Genomic DNA, 22,331 nt, shown 5'->3' with positions numbered 1-22,331 from the left:
GTGTATATTTTTGATATAATAGTATTCATGAAGAGGCCTCTTTCTAAGTGTATTTGCCCTAGTAAGCATACATTTATGATAGAGTGCCTCTTCCTTTTTGGCTAGGATTTTGTTGAAATATCACCGAGAACTATTTTACACATACGATTATACTTTATTATGAAAAAATTCGAGACAATGATTGCCTCGAATTTTTATGGTGCATTAAAATGGCTGTTCTATTGCTTGCTCTTTTACTTCCGCCGGGATTTCGATTTTATCAATTCCGTTAATGTTATCGTACGTGCCGTTCATATCGATGGAGATTTTCATTTCCTCTCCGTCCACATCCATTGTCGTTTCAATTTCCATTCGATATTCTTTCGTTTCATACGTATTCTTATCGACGGTCAGCTCATAAAAAAGATGAGTTACTTCCATGCTATCCAGCAATTTTGTGCCTTCTTCTCCTAAAGATTCCAGCATATCTTCCGGCATATAGTCAGCAATTATCGAATCAAACATTTCTCCTACTGCTTTACTGTCCATCGTCAGCTGTAATTGGTAGTGGCCGTCTGCTTCTTCCAGGGAAAAATCACCCACATAGTCTTCAAACATTTCCAATTGGTCGGCAAGCTCCTGCTGGTTCGTATATAAATCCATCATCGACTGATCCACTTTAAACCATTGCCCCATCATGCCGTCATACATATAAAACTCATTGTCGGCCAAATACATTTCCATCTCCATTTCCATCGGCGTTTCATCCATGTTCATCGTCATCTTGCCTTTTTGATGAAGTGCCATCGGATCCGCTATAACTTCCCCTTCCATATCCGTCGAAATATCCATTGCAGAATCGCCTATAGTTATTTGCTGATTCATGTTTATGGATACTTCTGCACTTTGCATTTCCTCTGCTGCTTCATAAGCCTTTGTGAAGATTTCTTTTGCCTTTTCATCACCGCCGGCACAGGCGATTAAACCGGCACTCATAACGAGGAGCAGCAGCACCAAGATTAATTTTCGCATAAAAAAATCCTCCTAAGAAAGTTATTACCTCATATACGGCAATATTATGAAAAAGGTTTCGAAAATGTCCGTCTTGATAAAAATATCTTCATTAAAATTCAAATAGATGCTTGCATCTTTTGCTTTAGCTCCGATATATTTCATGAAAAAGCATACCGAAGTTTTTATTCATCTCACCCCATTGAAATTCATGATTTGGCGTTAAATATCGGTAACCTCGGTAACTGTTTTGTTCCACTACCGGAAAACGGGCAATTCTTTCTCCCGTCAGCCATCCGTAAAAACCAACTTCATTTTTGACAAAATCAACCCAGCCAATTACAACGAAATCCTTTCTTTCCGGGTGCTGCTCTTCCGGATAACCGTAGGTCCAGCTGTCGTTAGGGTTGTTTCGTGTCGATTTTTTTGCCACTTTTACATCAATTATTTTGTTGTTTATGGAAAAATCAAACTCATCGGTATTGCGGTTTTCGAACCCTTCCCGATCCAGCTGATACGGAATGCCGAGATTTTGCAAAAACTTTTCAAAGGCCAATTCCCCGATACATCCGAGCTGCGCCTTTTTCACCCGTTCCTGATACGATAAGCGGAAACGGGAATATAGCCCGTTTTCTACCATTATCCTTGCCCTTTGCAATGCTTCTTCTTTCAGCTGATTAAGATTTAATGCAGTAATCAAATTTTTTCCCCCTAATGTCTTGCTTTTATATCAACATATTAAACATACTTCTTTTTACAAAAGCATATTACTATGATAACGTATCAAAGGTATAATAGTAATGGAATAACTACATATTTGCTAAAATTTGCAGAAAGGATTTGAAAAAATGGCACAAAAAAACATTGCACTTGCTTACGTCATCTGGTTTTTTCTGGGACATATCGGAATCCACCGCTTTTATACCGGCAGAATCGGAACGGGCATTATGCAGCTGTTACTTGCTATTTTCGGTTGGGGAACGGCATGGCTTTTAATCGGATATATTCCTTTGTTTTTCTTATATTTATGGCTTTTTATTGATATTTTCCTTATTCCCGGCATGTGCCGCAATCCGAAATAAAGAAATAGCCAGTCCTTAAGAAAAGGATCTGGCTATTTTTTATTCTCCGCAGTAAATGACGGAACCGCGGTAATCGATATTTCCGGATTCTAAAGCTTCTTCCAGATTTTCCAGCCATAACGGCGCATCCATATCGGCAAAAACGATATTCCGATGGGCGCATCCTAGCTGGATGGCTGCAGATACTGAAATCGGAGACTCCATCATGCTGCCAATCATGCACGGAATTCCGGCAGCTTCTGCGATATCGGCAATGGCAAGGGCCTCACGAATCCCGCCAGTTTTCATCAGCTTAATATTAAACAGGTCGCATGCATTCATCTTAATGAGCCGGATGGCGTCTTTCGCCGAAAACAAGCTTTCATCGGCCATAATTGGTGTCTCTACCTGCTTCGTGACATAAGCCAACCCTTCAAAATCATCCGCCTTCACCGGCTGTTCCACCAGTTCAATGTTTAAGTTTTCCCGTTCCAGCTCTCGGATAAAGCGAACTGCTGTTTTTGGATCCCAGTTTTGATTAGCATCAATTCTTAAATTAATATCATCGCCGATGGTTTTCCTTAACAGCTTCATGCGGGACATGTCTTCTTCATAGGTGCCCCCAAGCTTGACTTTTAATGTATGAAAACCGTCTTGAATTAAGGATTGTGCTTTTTTGGCCATTGCCTTTTCTTCCCCGATGCTTAAAGTCATGTCGGTTGTTATCTGATTGCGGTACCCGCCTAAAAATTTGTATAACGGCATGTTCGCCTTTTTCGCAAATAAATCATATAAGGCAATATCGACAGCAGCTTTTGCACTCGTGTTTCCGACACAGGCATCCCTTACAGCTGTCGTTAAATACTCTAATGATTCGAGCGGCTGATTTATAATTTTTTCTTTAATCGGGCCAAGGATCGCCCCTTTCATACTTTCCAACGTATCTCCGGTAATTTGCACCGTCGGCGATGCGGCCCCTATCCCCTCGATGCCTTCATCCGTTTCTAAAACAACCGTTAATGTTTCAATTTCCTCTACCCGGCGGATGGCGGTAATAAACGGTTCTTTCAGCTTGTATTTAGCATTTCGTACAACAATATTTGTTATCATCTTCTAGCCCCCTTTGGCAAAGACAGTCTGCCGGCTAAACAATTTTCTTAGCAAATCGCTCTTATCGAAACAAATACAGCAGTATAACCAGCCGTAATGGTTATAGGATATAATTTTTAGAATATTATAACATAGATAATATTTGGGCTACAACAAGGCCAGCGTACGTACCGATAAGGGATCCTAACAATGCCATAATTACCCCTACCGGAATTAACGCACGGTTGTAATATCCGGCAAGCATTGGAGCAGACGCCATTCCGCCAATATTGGCCAGACTTGCAATACCCAATGTAAATAAATCAATTTTAAACAGTTTTGCTAATAGGAGCATAACTGCCAAATGAATAAATAGAATAAAGAATCCGCTAATAATGTAAATTGGTGCCTGAAGCAGCTGGCTGAAGTCTGCATTGGACGCGATTAAGGCAATAATGACATACAACATAACATTTGCCATATCCATCGTTCCCGGCACCTTTGCCACCGGAGTAACTGCCAAAATTAATCCGACAATTGCTGCAATAGTTACGGTCCAAGTTGTTCCGTTAATAACTGCACCTACTTCCGGAAGCACTCCGCCGATATATCTGCTGACAGCTGAAATGAGTAAAGATAAACCTAATAATCCAAGCAATTCTTTAAATCCAACAGTTCCATTATTTTCTTGCTTTAAATCAATCTGGAGCTGGTCTAAGTATTCTGTTTTCGCTCCTGCCCATTTGTTGAATTTGGAAGCAAATGGTACAAGCCAAAACAGGAACATCACCCAAACAGAATAATTGACCGTATCCATAATTAACGCGTAGCCAAAAATATTTTCCGGAACATCCAAAATTCCCTGAATGGCTACCATATTGGCTGATCCCCCTGTCCAGCTCCCTGCCAAAGCTCCAAATGCTTTCCAAGTATCTGGCGCATACCAAGCCTGAAAGATTAAGTAAGTAATTGCAAATCCTGCAACGATACTGAATACGGCTACTGTATAGCCGAGAATCATTTTTCTGCCTAAATGTTTCAGCTTTCTCAAGTCACAGTTTATTAACATGAGAACAATCATCGCAGGCAAAAGTACGTTTCGAATCGTTGAATTGGCACTGCTCATCGCTTCTGATTCACCGAATACACCTATCGTTCTTAACAGGGCGGCTGAAAGATATAATAGAACAATTCCAGGTACATATTTAAAGAACTTGCTAGAAGAAGACTTTTCCACCCATACAATGACAGCAGCCAGGGCAATTAATAATGCAACGTACAAAAATGTATCTTGAATCATATACATCCTCCCCCTTATTTTTTAAAAATTAAAAAAACCCAGTATATAACAAAATCGCAGTTTCGTTATATACTGGGTTTTGCCTTGTCGGGCAAAGCAGTATTTTCTTTAATTTGCCTGTACTTCTTTAAGGCATCTTTGTATGCCACAATTATCCCTTTTTGCGAGGAGCCGAAATATCGGGATTCCATCTTGTCGATAATTGCGGGTTCGTCTAACATATTTTCTCCAATAAATAAAGACTGAAGAAACCGGTTCGTAACGTTAATGGTCGCAGAACAGCCAAAGTCAACAATTGAATCCGTTTCCAAATCTACGACCAAACCGACAAATAGACTGCTGTATTGTTTCGTAATGGGATTATTCGTTGATGCTTTTGCATCCCCTACCACATATACTGTACTGTCCTTAAACAATGGGTGTCATCCTCTTCTAGTATATGATTGTAAATTATAGCATAATTTGTCGAATTTTGTCACCTGGTTTTTTTAGAATTTTTAGAGGATAAGAACTTTCTAACTTTTAAGTTCAATAGAATTGCTGAAAGAGTTTGGAAATTAGATGTTCTTTCTTTTCCATCGGGAATGCAGTCGTCATAAACTCCTCGCTGCAATTATCTTTTGTCAGCTTAAAGCCGGTATAGATGATTTCGTAACCTTCCCTCTGTGTCGCTCCCGTACCGAATAAACTGATACAGTTTTCATCAATTGGCGTACGGTTTCCCGCATCGTCAACGTAATAGTATTTGTCCGTTACCGTTCCATAGTCCAAATCTGGAGCAGAGGTGGCAAAATATCCTTCTTCATTAATGACATGAACTTCATAGCCATCCTCAGTCTCAAGTTCCGGCGCTCCCTTCACGTTATAAAAAACATATACTTCCCCTTCATAGCCTTCCGGAAGCAAATATATATCATTTGTTTCACTTTTGCTTCCGTCCATCCATATGAAAATTCCAGCTGCAGTAACGATAATAGCGAACAACGTACTGAAAACGGCATTTTTCCAGGGAGTGTGTTTACGTTTTTCCATAACGCGAAAGATGATGAATGCAAAAATCGCAATCACAATGAAGACGGGAGCCGTGTAATACATGTAAATTACAAAAAATTCCTGAAGGGAAAAATAATATGTATCAGGATTTCTTTCCATACGCGGAGTATATTGCAGTATAGAAAGTGTCGCGGAAACAATAATTGAGAAAATAAATGATACGGAAATCCATTTCCATAAACGCACCGTATTCCTCCTTTCAATGATTGGAAATATGCTTATATTTTAACTGGTGTCCGTATTCATTTGCTACCCCCTTCAAACAATTATACAATAGCAGAGGAAAGGAGAAGCAGAAACGTATGCATAATTATCAATTGCCACAAGAAATTCAGCATCTTTTATCTGAACGTATAAGAAAGGACGACATGTTCCCCGAACTTATTCGCGACGGCGGATATATGCCGCCAAATAATGAGCTTCTAATTGACGCGATTACCGCATTAAGCATGGGGAAAAACATATTGCTGAAAGGCCCTACGGGAGCAGGTAAAACGAAATTTGCCGAGACATTATCCTCCCTTTTTCAGCAGCCGATGTTTAGTGTCAACTGCTCTGTAGACTTAGATGCAGAAAGTCTACTCGGATTTAAGACGTTATCCTATGAAGGGGAAAAACAAATGATTGAATTTATCCCCGGCCCGGTGATCAACGCAATGAAACACGGGACATTTTTATATATTGATGAGATTAATATGGCAAAACCAGAAACTTTACCATTAATTAACGGAGTGCTGGATTACCGCCGGACGATTACCAATCCATTTACCAATGAAGTTGTTACGGCAAAAGACGGATTTACCGTCATTGCGGCCATCAACGAAGGCTATATTGGAACCGTTCCACTAAACGAGGCATTAAAAAACCGTTTTATCGTTATCGAAGTGCCGTATATAGAAGGCGAACAGCTTAAGCAGTTAATTCAAAGGAATACGAAACTGGACGATGAAAAAATGATTGATTTATTTGTAAAATTATCTGCTGATCTCATTCAAGCTGTCCGGCAAGGGAAGCTTTCCGAAGATGCAGCATCCATTCGCGCATTGCTCGATGCTTGTGATTTAAGCGTCGTCATTACGCCGAAACGGGCCATCCTTCGATCCATCGTGGACAAATTGGACGAAGAAAGAGAAAGGGAATTTGTGATGAATCTGGCGGAAACCCTTTTCTAGTTAGGAGAATTTACATGTATCGTTTTCACCATTCCAATGTGGACACTAATTTATTTTTGCAGCTGCAAGATTTAACGAATGTTCTTTCCAGGAATGAAAGGCTGCAATTTGAATTTAGTTACGGTTCTTTTATAGATTTAATTACGGAAAAAATAACCGCAAGCAGAATTTGGGACCGGCTGCAGGAAGATACGAAACTTGCGGGGCTGAAATCCGATCTTTACTTGCGGACTTTAGGCACCCTTTATCATTCATCGGTCTATGCGATGAAAGAATATGCAGAGACTATCGAATCTTCAACGATGCCGAAGTTTGCATCCCAATTGTTTACTTTGCTTGAAGATATACGCCTGGAAGAAATCATTAAAAGCAGCCGTCCCGGTACAAAAACAGTGTTTCGCATGCGGCACGAATACTATAAACATTATTTCGAAAGCCAATTAGCTGCTAATGTGACGAAAGGGCTGGCAACAGATGAATTATTTTGCCTGATTTACTTGCTTCTTTTTGCAGACAGTCCGGACCCAGCTTTTCCGAGAGCGAACGATGAACAGCTGGCATCGCTGGAGCAAATGAAACCGGTGATTTACCGTGTATTTGAAGCGAAGAGTACAAATGAAATAACTGCCATCGCCTATGATTTGCTGCGATTGGTTCAGCATAAATATAGTGACAGCATACATGAATATTTCATGTTCCCTATCGGCCATATACATGAAGCTTCTGAGGATCGGTTATTTGACGAACTGACACGAACCGATGATGTGGCAAATAAAGATAAACAAACAATCGACGAGGAAAAAAATGAATATATCGACCAGCGCTTTTCAACCTGGCACCGAGAAAATAAAAATAATGACCGAAAGCAGACTTTTCTCCAATTTGAGCTGGAAGTAGGTACGAAAACGAATATACTGGGAGGCGGAGCAAGAGAAACGGAAGACGGAGACCAGGCGATGGGCACCATCCAAGGGGCTTCCGGGGAGAGCAAGAAAAACGATTACTCCAAATTGGAATCGCTGGAACGGAAGGAAGCAAACCGAGGCAAGCAAAGTGAATATGAATACGGAGAAGAAAATAAGCATGCTGTAAAAGTAATAAAAGAAGCAGAAAAACCTTCTGTGGAAGATATGAAGCTTTACATGCAATTTTTGCAGGAAATAGAACCGTATAAAAGAAAGCTTTCTGCTACGCTGAAAAAAACATTGGAACACCGGAAAAATGAACCGCGCAGCGATTTGCTCTTCGGCCGACTGTCGAAGAAATTGCTGCCCCTAGTGCTGGACGAAAACCCTAGAGTATTTTATAAGAAAAACGAGGAATCAAAGGAATTTGATGCAGCTTTCACCTTGCTCGTTGATTGTTCCGCTTCGATGCATAACAAAATGGACGAAACTAAAAAAGGTATTATCCTTTTCCACGAAGTGCTGAAATCATTAAAAATTCCGCACTCGATTATTGGCTTTTGGGAAGATGCCAATGAAGTGAAAGAAAATTATCAGCCGAATTATTTTCATATCGTCCATTCTTTTGCCGATTCCCTGTACGGAAATCACGGACCTAAAATTATGCAGCTGGATGCGGAAGAAGATAACCGGGACGGTTTTAGCATTCGGGTAGCCAGCGAGGAATTAGAGGCAAGAACAGAAAAGCATAAATTTTTGCTCGTATTTACCGACGGGGAGCCGGCCGCTTCCCATTATAGCCAAAACGGCATTATTGACACCCACCTTGCCGTATCTGAAACGAGAAAAAAAGGCATGGATGTTATCGGGATGTTTTTGGCAGACGGAGAAGTGCAGGAGAAAGATGAAATCATGATGAAGAATATTTATGGAAAAGAGCATATATTAATTCCGACCGTCTCTGACCTGCCGGAACATTTTGCTCCATTGCTGAAAAAATTATTGCTTAAGACGATATAATTTTTTTCAAGCCACATGATGCGATTCATGCGGCTTTACGGACGACTTTTTTATTTAAGGAAGCGATGACGCCCACATACACTATACTTAAAACAGCAGCAACAATGGAACTAATCACCCAGCCTAACATCGTATCCATGATATCCTCCCCTTTTAACTGTTCTAACTTTTTATACAAATAAGGCAGCAAAAAAGTTCACTGGAAATATTTTACAAATGACAGGCACCGGTGGTACGGAAAAGGCATCGCCGCTAAGCGGCAATGCCTTCCTTGGATTACTTCTTATATATTTCATTCGATGTGAGCCAATCGATAAACTGTTTATACGGGTAGTAGGTTGTTCCGTTCAGCTCTATTTTCGGTGCACCAGGGTATTTCGTCAAAAGTTCTTCCACTTCTTCTTTGCTTAAATGGATGTAAAACGGCAAGTCTTCTTCGGAAATCTGCTGATATGATTGCTGTTTTTCCGGGGTGCTGAAGTTTTGCAGCCCTTTCCCGATGAAATATCCCATCAATGCTAATCCGATTGCGATTGGAATTCCTAGTCCGACCATTTCTATTTCCAAGAGAATCCCTTCCTTTGCTCCAGTCTATTTCTAATTCATCACCCATTTATCTTTCATAAACATGATCCGTCCAACCATAAATAGCACAAATGTTACTACAAGATTGCTCACAATGGCAATTCCGATATGCTGAACGTCGATCACCCCAAAGACCAATTCTTTCATTACACTGAACAGGTTCATAATCGGAATGGCGAAATGAACAAAGGATAATTCACTCACTCCGACACCCATAATAATCATCATCGGAAAAATGGCAATCATCATAACCGGTGCACTGTAGCTTCCTGCTTCTTTCACCGTCTTGGCTACTATACTTGTAATCATGAGAATTGAAGCACAAACCATAGCGTAAATAATGGAAATAACGATGGCCAGCCCGATAACGGCTATAGCATTCCCGTTAAAATTCACGGCTGCTTTCAAATGTTCCGTAAAGAAGAATATTTCAATCGCGACGACGATAAGTGTAACTATTCCAATGATGGTACCGATGGACGAGATGGTGAGCCATTTCGCCCAGACTAGCGTGGAACGGCTTACCGGAGTCATCAGCAATGCTTCCATCGTTTTCTTTTCCTTTTCTCCGGCAAATATTTCCGCTGATGACGGGCTTGCACCGACACCAATGGCGATAGATAAAATCAGCGGAATTAAAATAGCAAGGATATTAATATTTGGGTCTTCACCGGAAATTTCGCTGTACTCGATTGCGAAAGGCTGGATAAGCGCCAGATCCATCCCAGCTTCCATCACGCGGTTGGAAATGACGGCTTTTTCATAATTACTGAGAATGTTTTCAAGCAAGTTCATCAAATTGGATGAATTTTGACTGAAAGAATCTCCGATAATAGTTACTTTTGCTTTTTCTGCACTGTTTACTTGATCGATGAATCCTTCAGAAAATAATATTGCAGCATGAACTTCACCGTTTTTTACTGCCTCTTCTGGATTTTCATATTTTACCAGTTCAATATTTTCATAGTCCGCAAAAATATTTTCCTCATGTCCAATGTCTTCCTGTACCGCTAGCGTATAACTTTTCTCTTCCCCGTCAGATATTAAACTTTCATAGAAAAAGGTAAGTGCCGACATCATTAAAATGGGCAAGAATACTGTCAGCAATAATGTTCTCCGATCACGAAACGCATCTTTCATTTCTTTCAGGTAAATTTTACGAAGCATACCCCTCATTCCCCCTTACCAATTTGCTCATGAAAATATAATTTAAATCCGTGCTTTCTTCAGATTCATACAGTTCTTCAATTTTGCCGTGATAGACAAGTTCCCCTTTGTGAATCATCGCTACAGAATCACAAAGCATTCCGACTTCTTCCATAATGTGGCTGGAAAAGATAATCGTTTTTCCTTCCCGCTTTAACTGATGGACGAGCTGCCGGAAGACGTTGGAAGAGGTAATATCCAATCCTGTCGTCGGTTCATCAAATAGAATAATATCCGGGTCATGAATGAGCGTCCGGGCAATGGCTACCTTTTGCCGCATTCCCTTGGAGAACCCGCTGACTTTCCGGTCCAAATAGTCCCGCATGCCAAACATTTTTGCCAATTCATCAATGCGTACCTTTGTTTCATGTTTTCCCATGCCGTATAGGGAAGCAAAAAACTCTAAATTTTCCTTTGCCGTTAAACGGTCATACAGTCCGGTTTCCCCGCCAAACAAAACCCCAATTCTTTTTTTTATCTCTTCCGGCTGTTTTACCGTGTCAAATCCATCAACCAATACTTTCCCTTCCGTCGGGGTCAAGAGAGATGCAATGACCCTTAGCAAAGTCGTTTTTCCGGCCCCATTTTCCCCGAGCAGGCCGATTACTTCCCCTTTTTCCACTCGAAAGGATACGTGTTTTAATGCCGTAACATATATTTTCCGATCCTTAAACTGTTTCGTTACTTCCTGAATCTCAATCATCGCTTTCACTCCTTACGTTTTCTTGCTGATTTTATTATATATACGAAGAGCACTCCCATTCTTTAGTTATGTCGCGAAAATGCCTTTTTCTGTCGCGAAGAGGTCAAAAAGGATTTTATAATGTTATAATGATTGAAAAGAACTGGTGCGGTTGGAAGTGATATAGTGCTAAAAGTTGGACTCGTCGATGACAGAGAGATAGATTTGGATAAAATGAGGGTAATTATTGAAAACATACCAGAGGTGGAAATTATATTTGCTACAACCTCGGCAGAAGAAGCCTATAAACAAATTAAAAAAGAAGAAATCAACCTATTAATTGCAGATATTGAAATGCCCAAATTGTCCGGCTACGAACTGGCTGATATCATCCATTCCCATGCATTAAACATATCGGTCATCTTTGTCACGGCAAACAGCGGTTATGCTGTCCATGCCTTTGAGCTGCAAGTACATGATTATATAATGAAGCCTTACACAAAGGAACGGCTGATTCAATCAGTAGAGAGACTCAAGGAAAAAACGAGGGGTTCCGATATTGCCGGCCGCTTATATATTAAACAGAAGAGCGACATCCACATTATACAAAAGAAGGATATTATTTTTATTGAGCGGACTGGCCGTTCCACAACGATTTATACGAAATCAGGAGCAATTAAAACCTATCAGACCCTCAATGAATTGGAAGGCGAATTAAGAGAAAGGGATTTTCTCCGCTCCCACCGTTCCTTTATTATCAACATCCATTATGTGAAAAATTTTTCCTTATATGCGAAAAATTCCTATGTCGTCACCTTTGAAGGAATAAAAGAAAAGGCAATGATTACGAAAGAGAAAGTAGATTACTTGCAAAAGCATTATTTTTAGGGGGATTGGATTGAAAAGATTTAATCATTACTCGGTATTTATTGTCATCCTTTTATTTGCCCACGCCATTTTGCTGTACCTAAGGCTGTCCAATAATGTTCTCTTTTATCTTTTCATGCTTGGAGCTGCGGCAGCCGTAATTGTTGTCTACAAAAAAATTATAGTTCATGCGGAAGTTTCAGGAAAAATTTGGAACAGGCTGTTATTACTCTTTCAGCTTACCCCTTTCAGCATATACATTGTTGAGGCGCCACAATGGTTTTATTTTGTTCCTCCTTTTCTATTTTTCATCATGGAGGGAATGCGAATTGCAGGAACAAATAAAATCCGGTCATTAGAGCGGAGAATTGAAGAGCTTCACGAGGAACAAGAGCGTATGAATGAAACTTTCCTTACGGTCCGGATGGAGAGACATGATTTTTTGAAACATATTTCTGCCATTCACTTTATGCTTGAACAGAATAAGAGCAAAGAAGCAAAGGGATATTTAGACAAGTTAGTCGATACATATGAAGAGACAAATTTATCCATCAAAGGAGAAAGGGGAACGGTGGCAGGTATTCTCCACCATATGTATAAGGAGGCAAAGGCAGCAAATATCGAAATGATTTATGACTTTGACGTGCCGCTGTCCTCGTTGCCTTTGTCCGATGATGATGCCGTCGCTTTTATCGGAAATATACTGTCAAACAGCATCGATGCCTGTAAAGAATGGCAAGAAAAAAAACAGGAGAAAGCGACGATTACGGTACAGTTTTATAAACGGAGCGGGCTGTATTTACTCACCTGCAGCAACGAAAGTCTGCCGATTCCAACGGATATATTGGACGGATTGTTCGAAAGGTTCGGGAAAACAACGAAGGAAGGGGACCACGAAGGGCTGGGAACAAAAATTATTTACGATATCGTGCAAAAATACAACGGCTTCCTTGACTTCACTTATAAGAAGGAAACCTTCACCTTAAAAATAAAAATCCCCGCTGTAAATTAATAGTACCGCCGGTATCAGGCACTGGCGGTACTATTTCATATTTGCTGCCATGCTGATCATGTCTTCGATTGGAACGTCTGGATTGTGCATTATGACCGAATAGCGCAGACCGTCTTCATCCCATGTAATCCCGTTAATCATCTTTTCGAATTTCGCCTTTTTGCCGCGAACGGTAATATTTTTTCGACCTAAACCCATTCCCGGCCCTTCCGGGGTCGGAAAAACAGACATGGAAAGTAACGGAGTCCCTTCTAAGGTTTCATATTCCAGCTCCACTTCAAAACGTCCGATGGATTGCCTATAATCAAGCAATGTCACTTTGACTAGTTTCATATCATCTTCAGAGAATTTTAGAAAATTTTGTCCAAGCGTCTCTGCAGCCTCTCTCAAGGAAACTTCCGCTGGTTCCATTGTTTTTTCCAATGACGATATCTCGATATTCTCTGGAATATTAACAGAAAATATTCCTTCCGCAAAGGTTGGGGAAAAATTGATTTCCTTATATTCCATCTCGATTTTGCTTGCAGCTGATTCCATTGTCATTTTCACTATAAAGGAAGATTTCTGTTCAACCCATAAATCAACATCACCAAATAAACTATCATCCTCTTTTTGTTTCAGCTGAAGATGATAAGTATCTAAATCTAAAAATGGTTCTTCCCCAACGAAAAAGCACTCATGGGAATCCTCCGTCATATCCAGCATCATTTTCAGCTGCTCCCGAGGATCAGATAATCGTAACATGTCTGTCATTCCCATTTCCGTTTCATAAGCTTCCCCTAATGTTTTGTTATAAAAGATTATTTTGCTCCCATCATTAAAAGCAGCGGTTTCCTGGCGGGAGATTTTATCTTTACTAATTATCTTTCTGTTTCCATCGTCGGAAACATATTCAGTCATGATGCTATTTTCGATTAATTCATCTCCCTGATAAACTTTAATTTCTGACTCTCCGTAGTAAGATTTCACCGTTTTTTCTGACTTTAGCGCATTACGAATAATATTACCGGCAGATTCTTTCATCATATTGGATTACCCCCCTTATTTAAATGAGTATGATAGAAAAATATATAAGTTTTCGCCATACATTATTCATACATTATACCTTTTAATTTTGTGCATGGCACCGGTATTAGTCCCCAATCTTTTCGACAAAATTCGGGAAGTGCCTGGCACCTAAGGCACTTTTGACAATTTTAAAAGATGGCATTATCGGCACTAAACGAAAAAAGACTGCCCATTGGACAGCCTTTATCCTATAATAAGTCTTTTCGCAGTTGTTCTGGTGATCGTGGAGAGATATAAACCGGCGGTACGTCAAAAACTGTTTTCGCGCCGAACTGTCCTTCTTGATTCAAGCGGTATGCTGCCCGGGCATAGGCAACTAAGACACTTGCTGTAAATTCTGGGTTGCTATCCAGTTTTAAGGAAAATTCATACACTTGTGTGTTGCCTTCCCCTGTCTTCCCGCCGCGGATGACAAATCCGCCATGAGGCGCAGCAGAGTGATTCGCTTTCAATTCTTCTTCGGAAATAAAGTGTACTTCGGTTTCGTAATCAGCAAAATAATTCGGCATCGTTTTTATTTCCTGTGCAATTTTTTCCGTATCGTATCCTTTTTCCGGTACAACGTAGCAAACACGGCGATGCTTTTCTGCTGTAGTAAGCTCCGGATTTTCCCCGCTTCTTACCCGATTAATTGCCTCTTCCATCGGGATTGTATATTGTACGCCGTTTTTAACCCCCTCTACCCGGCGTATCGCATCAGAATGGCCTTGGCTCAATCCTTTTCCCCAGAAGGTATAGTTTTCGCCATTAGGCAAAATTGCTTCCGCCATCAGCCGATTAATAGAAAACAGCCCCGGGTCCCAGCCGACGGAAATAATGCTCGTTTTTCCGCCTGCTTTCGCTGCTTCGTCAACAGACTGGAAGTATTCAGGAATTTTCGCATGGGTGTCGTAACTGTCAATCGTATTGAAAATTTTTGCAAATTCCGGTCCCTGTTCCGGCAAATCCGTTGCAGAACCGCCGCACAAAATCATGACATCAATTTTATCTTTATATTCTTCTGCTTTTGAAACATGGACAGCTTGTGCATCCGTGTCTTCTAACGCAAGACTCTCTGGATTTCTTCTCGTGAAGACGGCAACAAGCTCCATATCTTCACATAGCTGAATTGCTTTTACCGCACCTTTTCCAAGATTTCCGTAGCCGACAATTCCGATTTTTATGCTCATCCTTACATCTCCCTTCAATTATATTTTAAAATGATACATGAATTTCTTTTCCATGTCACCGATTATGACTGTTAATCTTATCCCTTCCGTTGCCTATTTCCCAGCTTGTTAATAGCGTCATTATGGCGTTTTCTAACTCATTCTCAGGGATACCCGCAAAGCCTAAAATAATTTTTGGAGGAAACTCCTCCTTTTTTTCCAAAAAATAGTAGGATATCGGGTAAACTTTCAATTTTTCTGCCATTGCTCTTTTTATCAGCTCGCTTTCCTTCATGCCGTTCTTCACTGTTAAAACGATATGAAGACCAGAATGCTCCCCAATTACTTCTACATAATCCGGATATTTATTTAATATTTCCAATACTAACTCCAGCTTCCGGCGATAGATTTTCCGCATTCGGTTTAAATGTTTCTCAAAATGCCCTTCCCGCATAAAGCTGCTAAGAATATGCTGGTCTAATCGTGAAACCGAACAATGATAAAAGGACAGTTCTTCCTTGTATCGCTCAAGCAGCTCGTTTGGGAGCACCATATAGCTGATGCGAAGAGAAGGAATCAGCGATTTGGAAAATGAACCTAAATAAATGACTTTTCCGCTCTTGTCCATGCTTTGCAAAGAAGGAATCGTTTTCCCGCTATACCGAAACTCACTGTCATAATCATCCTCGATAATAAATCGTCCTGGGACACTTTGAGCCCAATTTAGCAATTTCACCCTGCGATTGACGGGAAGGACCGATCCAAAGGGGAAGTGATGTGACGGCGTAACATAAACAACATCAATTGCAAGCTCCCCAAAGGACGACACCTTTACCCCTTCCCCATCTACTTCCAAAGGGTATACCTGATTCGCATGCTTGTGCAGCAGCCGGGAAATGACATGATATCCCGGATCCTCCACCCCATAAACCGTTTTCTCCCCAAATAAATGGATAATTTGCTGAAGGAGAAATTCACTTCCCGCACCGATGACAATATTTTCCGGAGTACAATTGACCCCACGGGCATGGTATAAATATTCGGCAATTTCCCGGCGCAGTTCATATTCTCCTTGGGATTCCCCCAATAATAATAAGTTTTGGTTTTCCTTCGTCATTATATTCCGGGCAATTCTCCGCCACAGATCCATTGGAAAATTGTCCGTATCAATCCAGCTTGGGTGAAAATGATATTTTACATTATCATGATCATTCTGAGGAGGATTTTGCACATCGGGTTCCGGCTGAATATATTCCAGTTCTTCTTTTGCCATGACAAAAAAGCCTTTCCGGGGCACCGCTTCCAGAAATCCTTCAGCAACTAATTGTTCATATGCATATTCCACCGTGTTTTGACTCACCTTTAAATGCTCTGCCAGCTTCCTTTTAGATGGAAGCTTCGTACGGTAAGCAATTTTTCCCTTTATTATTTCCTGTTTTATATGGCGATACAACTGTTCATACAAAGGAATGTCGTGGGAACGGTTCAAATGGACCGTTAACATCTCCATAATCAATCCGCCTTCCTGAAACTGACATGGTCAAATTAATAAAAACTGACACTTTTAATAGTACCATATTGGAATTATAATTAAATAAATTTTTAAAATTTATTGTCGAGGTGAACAGGATGGGAAAAGTATTGACGCTAGAAGAAAAGATAAACAAAATTAACCAGCTCAAAGGCGGAGTAATCATGGATGTAGTTAACGCCGAGCAGGCAAAAATTGCCGAAGCTGCCGGGGCAGTTGCAGTTATGGCATTGGAAAAAGTTCCTGCTGACATCCGTAAAAGCGGCGGGGTGGCCCGGATGGCCGATCCAAGAATTGTCGAAGAGGTAATGAATGCAGTATCTATTCCTGTGATGGCGAAAGTGCGGATTGGGCACATCGTAGAAGCACGGGTTTTGGAAGCGATGGGGGTCGATTGTATCGATGAAAGTGAAGTATTGACCCCTGCTGACGAGGAATTCCACTTACTAAAAAATGAATACAACGTCCCGTTTGTCTGCGGCTGCCGTGACCTTGGCGAAGCAGCACGACGGATTGGCGAAGGCACTGCCATGCTGCGAACAAAGGGAGAGCCGGGAACAGGAAATATTGTTGAAGCAGTAAGACATATGCGGAAGATACAAGCACAAGTTCGAAAAGTTTTACACTTAAGCGACGATGAACTGATGACAGAGGCGAAAAACTTACAGGCACCGTATGAAGTGTTAAAACAAATTAAAGAAAACGGAAGGCTACCGGTCGTCAACTTTGCTGCCGGCGGTGTGGCAACCCCTGCGGATGCCGCATTAATGATGCAGCTTGGAGCCGATGGCGTCTTTGTCGGTTCAGGAATTTTCAAATCAGAAAACCCGGAAAAGTTTGCCAATGCCATCGTACAAGCAACTGCTAACTATGAAAACTACGAACTAATCGGGGAACTTTCCAAAGAATTGGGCGGAGCAATGAAAGGTGTTGACATTTCCGCATTGCCGCAGGAAGAAAGAATGCAAGACCGCGGCTGGTAAGCGGGAGAGCAAATAAGAAAAGCAGCCTTCTCAAACAGGCTGCTTTTACTATTCTTTTTTGGAAATGATTTTATAATTTTTATGGTTAACTACCGTTTTAATTGGTTCTCCCGTTTCTGACAGCTTGCCGATTTGAATAATCACGGAATTTTCCCTGACGGTGACAACTTCTCCTTTTTTACCTTTTTGGAGACCCTTTACAACTTCAATCATATCTCCTTCTTTTGCTTTTCTTTTCGCTCTCGTATTTTTTGCTTTTTCCTCCGACATGCAAATACCCTCCTGACTTTATTTCTGTTCGGCAAAAGCACGTTGTCTTAGTAATCCAAGTTAAGCTTATATATCACATACTTTGACCATTGCTATTCCTGTCATTTCCCAGAAAAAATTAATCCATGGATAGTTTATAACAGCACGCATAATCCTGCAATGAATAACTTGCAAAACCATCCATATTTTGATGTATTGGATTACAAATTAGGATGTTAACCCAGTGAATAGTATTTCCTTCGTGGAGAATAATTTGCAAAAATTAATGAAACGAATCCGAACAGAATGGAAAGCATGTTAAATTATGCTAATGTAAAAAGCTATCCGATAGTTGGTGACCCCTAAAAATTAGATTTTCACTCTAACTTTTGGAGCGCAGTAACATAACGGAAGCTTTTTTGCCTCTATTATATTTCTGAACGGTGCAATGCCGCCTTTTCTTTCTCTGCTCCCGGAATCCGTTCCGTCAAAATCCCTGTTAGTTTCTCCCTCATTTCCTCGGTCAAAACAACACAGCTGACCGATCCGAATTTAGTTTTTATTTTTAATTCATAGCTGTTATTTACTTCTTTTGCATAGCCGTAAAACCTGTGATTTATATCAATCGGAATATACTCAAATGACGTTATTCTTCCCCACGGCACAAAGCGAAATCCGGAAATAACCCCTTCTTCCACAAAGGCAAATAAGCGATACACATCATTCGTGCTCGTTGCCGGCAACAGCAAAGTAAGGTATAGTGACAAGTTGATTTCGCTCAAAGATAATCCCCAAAAATAAACTGCAATGACAAATGCGAGCAGCCCCCCGTGGAACAGGATATGAAATTTATGGCTCGAAAAGTTTGGATAATCTAATTTGCTTTCCGGCTGGGGCCGTACTTCATTCAAATCTTGTTCCGTCAGCGGAAATAGCACATGATGATTCAGCCGGAATAGCACTTGGAAAAATCTGTAACAATAATACGCAATAATTATAAATAGCAAAATATCGATAAATAATTTCAACATCCATCCCCCATTTCTCTATCGCAAAAAACTCTTATTACCACTGTACTATAAATACGAAATATCGGGATACATAGTTTCATTTTTTGTACATATGTCTAAATTTTTGTTATCATGTTTACAATTATTATCATTTATGATAATATAATTGTAGTCGATAATAAAGAGGTGATTCCTATTGAATAAATTAGACGCAATCTTGCATCCAATACGGTTTAAAATTATCCAGCGGTTTCTTGACGGCAAGAAAAGAACAGCAAAAACATTGGCAAAGGAAGTGGACGACATTCCTCAGGCCACCCTTTACCGCCATTTAGACACATTAGTAAAAACGAACATATTGCAGGTTGTCGAAGAAAATCAAATTCGCGGGACCATCGAAAAGGTATATGCGCTAGACCTTTCAGCCATTCAAATTTCTCCGGAAGAAATCCAGAATATTTCGAAAGAAGATCATCTTCAGTACTTCATGTTTTTTACCGCCCAGTTAACGAAAGAATTCGAAGCGTATTTGCAAAGAGAAACGGTAGATTTTGCCCGGGATGGGGTTGGCTATCGACAAAGACATTTTTATTTGTCAGACGATGAATTGCAGCAGTTCATGGCTGATTTAAACAAAGTTTTTCAAAAATATTCTAATTATGCTCCAGGTGAAAAGCGGACTTTGCGGTTATTTTCAACCGTTATCATGCCTGGAGCGGAAAGGGGAGAAAAAAATGACGAAAAGCATGGAAGTGGAAATTAAATCCGCCTATACGTTGAGGGGAACACTGACGATTCCAGAAGAGGAAAGAAACGTTCATCCGGCCGTACTTATTATTCCTGGTTCCGGAAAATCTGACAGAGACGGGAATATGGAAAAAATGAATATGAATCTTTATAAAGACTTAGCGGAATACTTTGACAGAAAAGGATTTGTCACCCTTCGATATGATAAAAGGGGAACCCATCAAAGCGAAGGGGACTACTATGCTGCTGGCGTATATGATTTAATTGATGACGCAGCCGAATGCGTAAGATATTTGCAAAGTCATCCAAAGGTGGATAAAGAAAAAATCCTCATTGCCGGACATAGCGAAGGGGCTTTAATTGCACCGGCCGTTCATAAGAAAACACCTGTTTCCGGCTTGATTTTACTCGCCGGTGCTGCCGAACCGTCCAAGGATTTGCTGTCAATACAAAGCGAAATGGCCTTTCAGGAAATCGAAAAAATGAAAGGATGGAAAGGAGCATTATTCCGTTTATTAAAGGTTGCAGAAAAGGGCAGGAAGCAAAATGCTGCCACCATTCAGAAAATCGTTGAATCGGATCAAGACGTAATGCGTATCCGTGGAGCGAAAATTAATGCCAAATGGATTCGGGAGCAGTTTAAATATAATGTTTGCGATTATTTGGAAGAAGTCACTTGCCCAGTCCTGGCTATTACAGGAGATAAAGACATTCAAGTCCCGCCGGAACATGCCAAAAAAATTGCCGACTTAGTTCAAGGGCCTGCTGTATGGCATATCATTCCGGACATGAACCACATTTTCAGAAAAATGTCCGGAAATCATACGATGCTTGGCCTTTTAAAGGAATATAAACGGCAAGTGGAAGAACCAATTGATAAGCGGTTATTTGAGCATATGGACGAATGGCTAGAAAAAATAGATGAATCACTTATACGTTAAAAGGCTCCATATGGAGAAATCAATTCATGATAAAATACGAGTCAATGAACGCAGCAATTAAAAGTACAGATAAGAAAAAATTATTTTCTCGCCGCCGTCATTCAACTTGGATAAATGAATTTATGTAAAGTTTTTACAGGATGGCAAAGAGAAAAATAGTTAATATAAGCCGAATGAAACATGAAGCAGACAATACGGAAATATAAAAAAGCAGTTAACTCCAAATCGCCCCGACAATAGAGCTGAACAACGCATTGGTTATCGTTCCTTTCATTACATCACGTCCCTACACTATCTTTAAATTTCATCATAACAACTATACTGAAGATGATAACTATATATAAACAAAGAAAGAGCGAGCTCCTCTGCCAAAATGCAGGGAACTTGCTCTTTTTTTAATAATTGGATGTATACCAGGCGCTTGCTGCCTCCACTTCCCTCATCGTCAGCTGATGCCCCATATTATCCCAGAAAAGCTCGACGTTAGCACCGGCATTTTCCAAAAGTGACTTTAATTCCTCTGACTCTTCCGGAGAACAGATCGGATCATTTGTCCCGGCACCGATAAATACATTTTTACCGGTTAAGTCAGGAAGCTTAACTCCCCTTCTTGGAACCATCGGATGATGCAAAATGGCTCCAGCTAAAGCATCGCTATAATGGAAAAGCAGGCTGCCGGCAATATTTGCACCGTTGGAATAACCGATGGCTACAATATTTTGGCGGTCAAAACTGTATTTTTCTGCTGCTTCATCAAGAAATTCATTCAGTTCCTGAGTGCGAAAGATTAAATCCGCTTCATCGAACACTCCTTCACTTAAACGGCGGAAAAATCGGGGCATGCCATTCTCTAAAACATTTCCTCTAACACTTAGCACGTTCGCTTCCGGATCGATCCGGGATGCCAGGGGAATTAAATCATGCTCTGTCCCGCCAGTCCCATGCAATAATAGCAAGGTTGGTTTCTTCGGGGCTGTCAATGGAAAATTAGACGAAGGCCTAGTAGTTATGAAGATTCGCTAGTGAACTTAACGGAATTAATTTAACAATAACCATTCCAAGAGTTTCGCGTCGTCATCATATATTTTTTTCATAAAGAACATCAAGACCGTTATGGCAAAAAGCAGATCATTTTCCTGAATCTCATCTTCAAATTGAAAAATTCCATGGAGATCCTTTTCTTTCACCGATGCAATAACCACCCCGTCTGCTTTTACTTCCAGCATTCCGTCCCAATCTTCCTCGATACGGATGCTTGTCTCTCCAAGAACCCCGGTAACGCAAAAATAGAAAATATTATTTCCCACCTTTTCTTTCAGCTCATAATCTCCGTTTTCGGTGATGACCCCGTATTTCGTCACAACAAGCCGGGCCAATCCGTTCTTTTTAATTCCGACAATTGCTTTGGAACCGTCTGTATGCGCAGTAAAAGAGAATACATGGTTCTTTTCGTAGCCGGGAATGTCTTCTTTTGTGACCAAACCGATGACTTCTTCCTTTTCATTGATGACAGAAAGCACCTTTCCCTGAGAAAGATAATTTCCATTTTGAATTTTATATAATCTCATTTCTGACGCTCCTTTTATTCCTTTATACGATATCACTAGCATTGCATAAATTAAATCTAAAAACAAAAAATACTAAGAATGTTCAATTATTTAGTGGTTTGTCCATAAAAAAATCCTTTATACTGAATAGGACGGGTGGCTTCC

General features: G+C 40.5%; 24 protein-coding genes. 8 read left to right on the top strand and 16 right to left on the bottom strand.

All coding sequences use genetic code 11. The features are described 5' to 3' along the window. Nucleotides 1-204 precede the first annotated feature (204 nt). Nucleotides 205-1,011 (bottom strand): DUF6612 family protein, encoded by an 807-nt coding sequence (locus tag IEV18_RS13530; protein ID WP_188392920.1) that lies wholly within the window; start codon nucleotides 1,009-1,011, stop codon nucleotides 205-207. 124 nt (nucleotides 1,012-1,135) lie between these two features. Next, complete coding sequence (locus tag IEV18_RS13525) at nucleotides 1,136-1,690, bottom strand: hypothetical protein (protein ID WP_188392919.1); 555 nt, start codon at nucleotides 1,688-1,690, stop codon at nucleotides 1,136-1,138. A gap of 148 nt (nucleotides 1,691-1,838) precedes the next feature. On the opposite strand from IEV18_RS13525, the gene IEV18_RS13520 reads away from it, so the two are divergent. Continuing rightward, entirely contained in the window at nucleotides 1,839-2,072 is a 234-nt protein-coding gene (locus tag IEV18_RS13520; RefSeq protein WP_188392918.1) for an NINE protein, read from the top strand. A gap of 39 nt (nucleotides 2,073-2,111) precedes the next feature. On the opposite strand, the gene IEV18_RS13515 is transcribed toward IEV18_RS13520, so the two are convergent. From IEV18_RS13515 to IEV18_RS13500, 4 genes are all read right to left on the bottom strand, one after another. Continuing rightward, entirely contained in the window at nucleotides 2,112-3,161 is a 1,050-nt protein-coding gene (locus IEV18_RS13515) for a dipeptide epimerase (protein ID WP_188392917.1), read from the bottom strand. 124 nt (nucleotides 3,162-3,285) lie between these two features. Next, complete coding sequence (locus IEV18_RS13510; protein WP_188392916.1) at nucleotides 3,286-4,440, bottom strand: DUF819 family protein; 1,155 nt, start codon at nucleotides 4,438-4,440, stop codon at nucleotides 3,286-3,288. Between the two features lie 65 nt (nucleotides 4,441-4,505). Next, nucleotides 4,506-4,856 (bottom strand): DUF3870 domain-containing protein, encoded by a 351-nt coding sequence (locus IEV18_RS13505; RefSeq protein WP_188392915.1) that lies wholly within the window; start codon nucleotides 4,854-4,856, stop codon nucleotides 4,506-4,508. A 112-nt stretch (nucleotides 4,857-4,968) separates the two neighbouring features. Next, nucleotides 4,969-5,679, bottom strand: a complete 711-nt coding sequence (locus IEV18_RS13500) for a DUF6843 domain-containing protein (RefSeq protein ID WP_188392914.1) — start codon at nucleotides 5,677-5,679, stop codon at nucleotides 4,969-4,971. A gap of 116 nt (nucleotides 5,680-5,795) precedes the next feature. On the opposite strand from IEV18_RS13500, the gene IEV18_RS13495 reads away from it, so the two are divergent. Next, nucleotides 5,796-6,665 carry an ATP-binding protein gene (locus IEV18_RS13495; RefSeq protein WP_188392913.1) on the top strand — a complete coding sequence of 290 codons (870 nt, stop codon included), beginning with the start codon at nucleotides 5,796-5,798 and terminating at the stop codon, nucleotides 6,663-6,665. A gap of 14 nt (nucleotides 6,666-6,679) precedes the next feature. Continuing rightward, a complete protein-coding gene (locus IEV18_RS13490; RefSeq protein WP_188392912.1) occupies nucleotides 6,680-8,590 on the top strand; it encodes a vWA domain-containing protein in 1,911 nt (636 codons plus the stop codon). Nucleotides 8,591-8,866: 276 nt separating this feature from the next. Here IEV18_RS13490 and IEV18_RS13485 read toward each other — a convergent pair whose 3' ends face one another. Genes IEV18_RS13485 through IEV18_RS13475 form a run of 3 tightly spaced genes read right to left on the bottom strand, consistent with a single transcriptional unit; the run spans nucleotide 8,867 to nucleotide 11,084 of the window. Then, on the bottom strand, nucleotides 8,867-9,145 hold the full coding sequence (locus IEV18_RS13485) for a DNA-binding protein (protein WP_188392922.1): 279 nt from the start codon (nucleotides 9,143-9,145) through the stop codon (nucleotides 8,867-8,869). Nucleotides 9,146-9,187: 42 nt separating this feature from the next. After that, nucleotides 9,188-10,342 (bottom strand): ABC transporter permease, encoded by a 1,155-nt coding sequence (locus IEV18_RS13480; RefSeq protein WP_188392911.1) that lies wholly within the window; start codon nucleotides 10,340-10,342, stop codon nucleotides 9,188-9,190. Next, a complete protein-coding gene (locus IEV18_RS13475) occupies nucleotides 10,332-11,084 on the bottom strand; it encodes an ABC transporter ATP-binding protein (RefSeq protein WP_188392910.1) in 753 nt (250 codons plus the stop codon). Before IEV18_RS13475 ends, IEV18_RS13480 begins: the two co-directional genes overlap by 11 nt. Before the next feature lie 165 nt (nucleotides 11,085-11,249). Here IEV18_RS13475 and IEV18_RS13470 point away from each other — a divergent pair, with 165 nt between their 5' ends. Together IEV18_RS13470 and IEV18_RS13465 are read left to right on the top strand one after the other, a co-directional pair. Continuing rightward, the gene (locus tag IEV18_RS13470) at nucleotides 11,250-11,951 is read left to right on the top strand and encodes a LytR/AlgR family response regulator transcription factor (protein WP_188392909.1); all 702 of its coding nucleotides are present in this window, start codon (nucleotides 11,250-11,252) and stop codon (nucleotides 11,949-11,951) included. Between the two features lie 10 nt (nucleotides 11,952-11,961). After that, a complete protein-coding gene (locus tag IEV18_RS13465; protein ID WP_229733658.1) occupies nucleotides 11,962-12,942 on the top strand; it encodes a sensor histidine kinase in 981 nt (326 codons plus the stop codon). 30 nt (nucleotides 12,943-12,972) lie between these two features. Here the strand turns inward: IEV18_RS13465 and IEV18_RS13460 are convergent, their stop codons facing one another. The 3 genes from IEV18_RS13460 to pdxR form a co-directional block, all read right to left on the bottom strand. After that, entirely contained in the window at nucleotides 12,973-13,968 is a 996-nt protein-coding gene (locus IEV18_RS13460; protein WP_188392908.1) for a LolA family protein, read from the bottom strand. 230 nt (nucleotides 13,969-14,198) lie between these two features. Beyond that, complete coding sequence (locus IEV18_RS13455) at nucleotides 14,199-15,179, bottom strand: diaminopimelate dehydrogenase (RefSeq protein ID WP_188392907.1); 981 nt, start codon at nucleotides 15,177-15,179, stop codon at nucleotides 14,199-14,201. 55 nt (nucleotides 15,180-15,234) lie between these two features. Then, a complete protein-coding gene (gene pdxR / locus IEV18_RS13450; RefSeq protein WP_188392906.1) occupies nucleotides 15,235-16,668 on the bottom strand; it encodes a MocR-like pyridoxine biosynthesis transcription factor PdxR in 1,434 nt (477 codons plus the stop codon). Nucleotides 16,669-16,787: 119 nt separating this feature from the next. Between pdxR and pdxS the strand changes: the two genes are divergently transcribed. After that, nucleotides 16,788-17,672, top strand: a complete 885-nt coding sequence (gene pdxS, locus IEV18_RS13445; protein ID WP_188392905.1) for a pyridoxal 5'-phosphate synthase lyase subunit PdxS — start codon at nucleotides 16,788-16,790, stop codon at nucleotides 17,670-17,672. Between the two features lie 48 nt (nucleotides 17,673-17,720). Here the strand turns inward: pdxS and IEV18_RS13440 are convergent, their stop codons facing one another. Both IEV18_RS13440 and IEV18_RS13435 read right to left on the bottom strand, forming a co-directional pair. Next, nucleotides 17,721-17,942, bottom strand: coding sequence for a DUF2187 family protein (locus IEV18_RS13440; RefSeq protein ID WP_188392904.1), 222 nt, complete (start codon nucleotides 17,940-17,942; stop codon nucleotides 17,721-17,723). A gap of 407 nt (nucleotides 17,943-18,349) precedes the next feature. Next, nucleotides 18,350-18,949, bottom strand: a complete 600-nt coding sequence (locus IEV18_RS13435) for a hypothetical protein (RefSeq protein ID WP_188392903.1) — start codon at nucleotides 18,947-18,949, stop codon at nucleotides 18,350-18,352. Between the two features lie 178 nt (nucleotides 18,950-19,127). Here IEV18_RS13435 and IEV18_RS13430 point away from each other — a divergent pair, with 178 nt between their 5' ends. Then, nucleotides 19,128-19,694, top strand: coding sequence for a helix-turn-helix domain-containing protein (locus tag IEV18_RS13430; protein WP_188392902.1), 567 nt, complete (start codon nucleotides 19,128-19,130; stop codon nucleotides 19,692-19,694). Next, entirely contained in the window at nucleotides 19,666-20,619 is a 954-nt protein-coding gene (locus IEV18_RS13425) for an alpha/beta hydrolase (protein WP_188392901.1), read from the top strand. Before IEV18_RS13430 ends, IEV18_RS13425 begins: the two co-directional genes overlap by 29 nt. Nucleotides 20,620-21,014: 395 nt before the next feature. On the opposite strand, the gene IEV18_RS13420 is transcribed toward IEV18_RS13425, so the two are convergent. Further along, nucleotides 21,015-21,599, bottom strand: a complete 585-nt coding sequence (locus IEV18_RS13420) for an alpha/beta hydrolase (protein WP_188392900.1) — start codon at nucleotides 21,597-21,599, stop codon at nucleotides 21,015-21,017. A gap of 57 nt (nucleotides 21,600-21,656) precedes the next feature. Next, nucleotides 21,657-22,187 (bottom strand): hypothetical protein, encoded by a 531-nt coding sequence (locus IEV18_RS13415; protein ID WP_188392899.1) that lies wholly within the window; start codon nucleotides 22,185-22,187, stop codon nucleotides 21,657-21,659. Nucleotides 22,188-22,331 lie beyond the last annotated feature (144 nt).

The organism is Compostibacillus humi, from assembly GCF_014637175.1.
GTDB classification, from domain to species: Bacteria; Bacillota; Bacilli; order Bacillales; family Amphibacillaceae; genus Oceanobacillus; species Oceanobacillus humi.
Note: the sequence above shows the minus strand (reverse complement) of the source record. Positions and strands in the feature narration are given on the sequence as shown.

Coding starts and splice junctions, on each gene's coding strand:
- IEV18_RS13530 (WP_188392920.1), bottom strand. CDS start 1,011: ATGCGAAAATTAATCTTGGTGCTGCTGCTCCTCGTTATGAGTGCCGGT.
- IEV18_RS13520 (WP_188392918.1), top strand. CDS start 1,839: ATGGCACAAAAAAACATTGCACTTGCTTACGTCATCTGGTTTTTTCTG.
- IEV18_RS13515 (WP_188392917.1), bottom strand. CDS start 3,161: ATGATAACAAATATTGTTGTACGAAATGCTAAATACAAGCTGAAAGAA.
- IEV18_RS13510 (WP_188392916.1), bottom strand. CDS start 4,440: ATGATTCAAGATACATTTTTGTACGTTGCATTATTAATTGCCCTGGCT.
- IEV18_RS13495 (WP_188392913.1), top strand. CDS start 5,796: ATGCATAATTATCAATTGCCACAAGAAATTCAGCATCTTTTATCTGAA.
- IEV18_RS13490 (WP_188392912.1), top strand. CDS start 6,680: ATGTATCGTTTTCACCATTCCAATGTGGACACTAATTTATTTTTGCAG.
- IEV18_RS13485 (WP_188392922.1), bottom strand. CDS start 9,145: ATGGTCGGACTAGGAATTCCAATCGCAATCGGATTAGCATTGATGGGA.
- IEV18_RS13480 (WP_188392911.1), bottom strand. CDS start 10,342: ATGCTTCGTAAAATTTACCTGAAAGAAATGAAAGATGCGTTTCGTGAT.
- IEV18_RS13475 (WP_188392910.1), bottom strand. CDS start 11,084: ATGATTGAGATTCAGGAAGTAACGAAACAGTTTAAGGATCGGAAAATA.
- IEV18_RS13460 (WP_188392908.1), bottom strand. CDS start 13,968: ATGATGAAAGAATCTGCCGGTAATATTATTCGTAATGCGCTAAAGTCA.
- IEV18_RS13455 (WP_188392907.1), bottom strand. CDS start 15,179: ATGAGCATAAAAATCGGAATTGTCGGCTACGGAAATCTTGGAAAAGGT.
- pdxR (WP_188392906.1), bottom strand. CDS start 16,668: ATGGAGATGTTAACGGTCCATTTGAACCGTTCCCACGACATTCCTTTG.
- pdxS (WP_188392905.1), top strand. CDS start 16,788: ATGGGAAAAGTATTGACGCTAGAAGAAAAGATAAACAAAATTAACCAG.
- IEV18_RS13440 (WP_188392904.1), bottom strand. CDS start 17,942: ATGTCGGAGGAAAAAGCAAAAAATACGAGAGCGAAAAGAAAAGCAAAA.
- IEV18_RS13425 (WP_188392901.1), top strand. CDS start 19,666: ATGACGAAAAGCATGGAAGTGGAAATTAAATCCGCCTATACGTTGAGG.
- IEV18_RS13415 (WP_188392899.1), bottom strand. CDS start 22,187: ATGAGATTATATAAAATTCAAAATGGAAATTATCTTTCTCAGGGAAAG.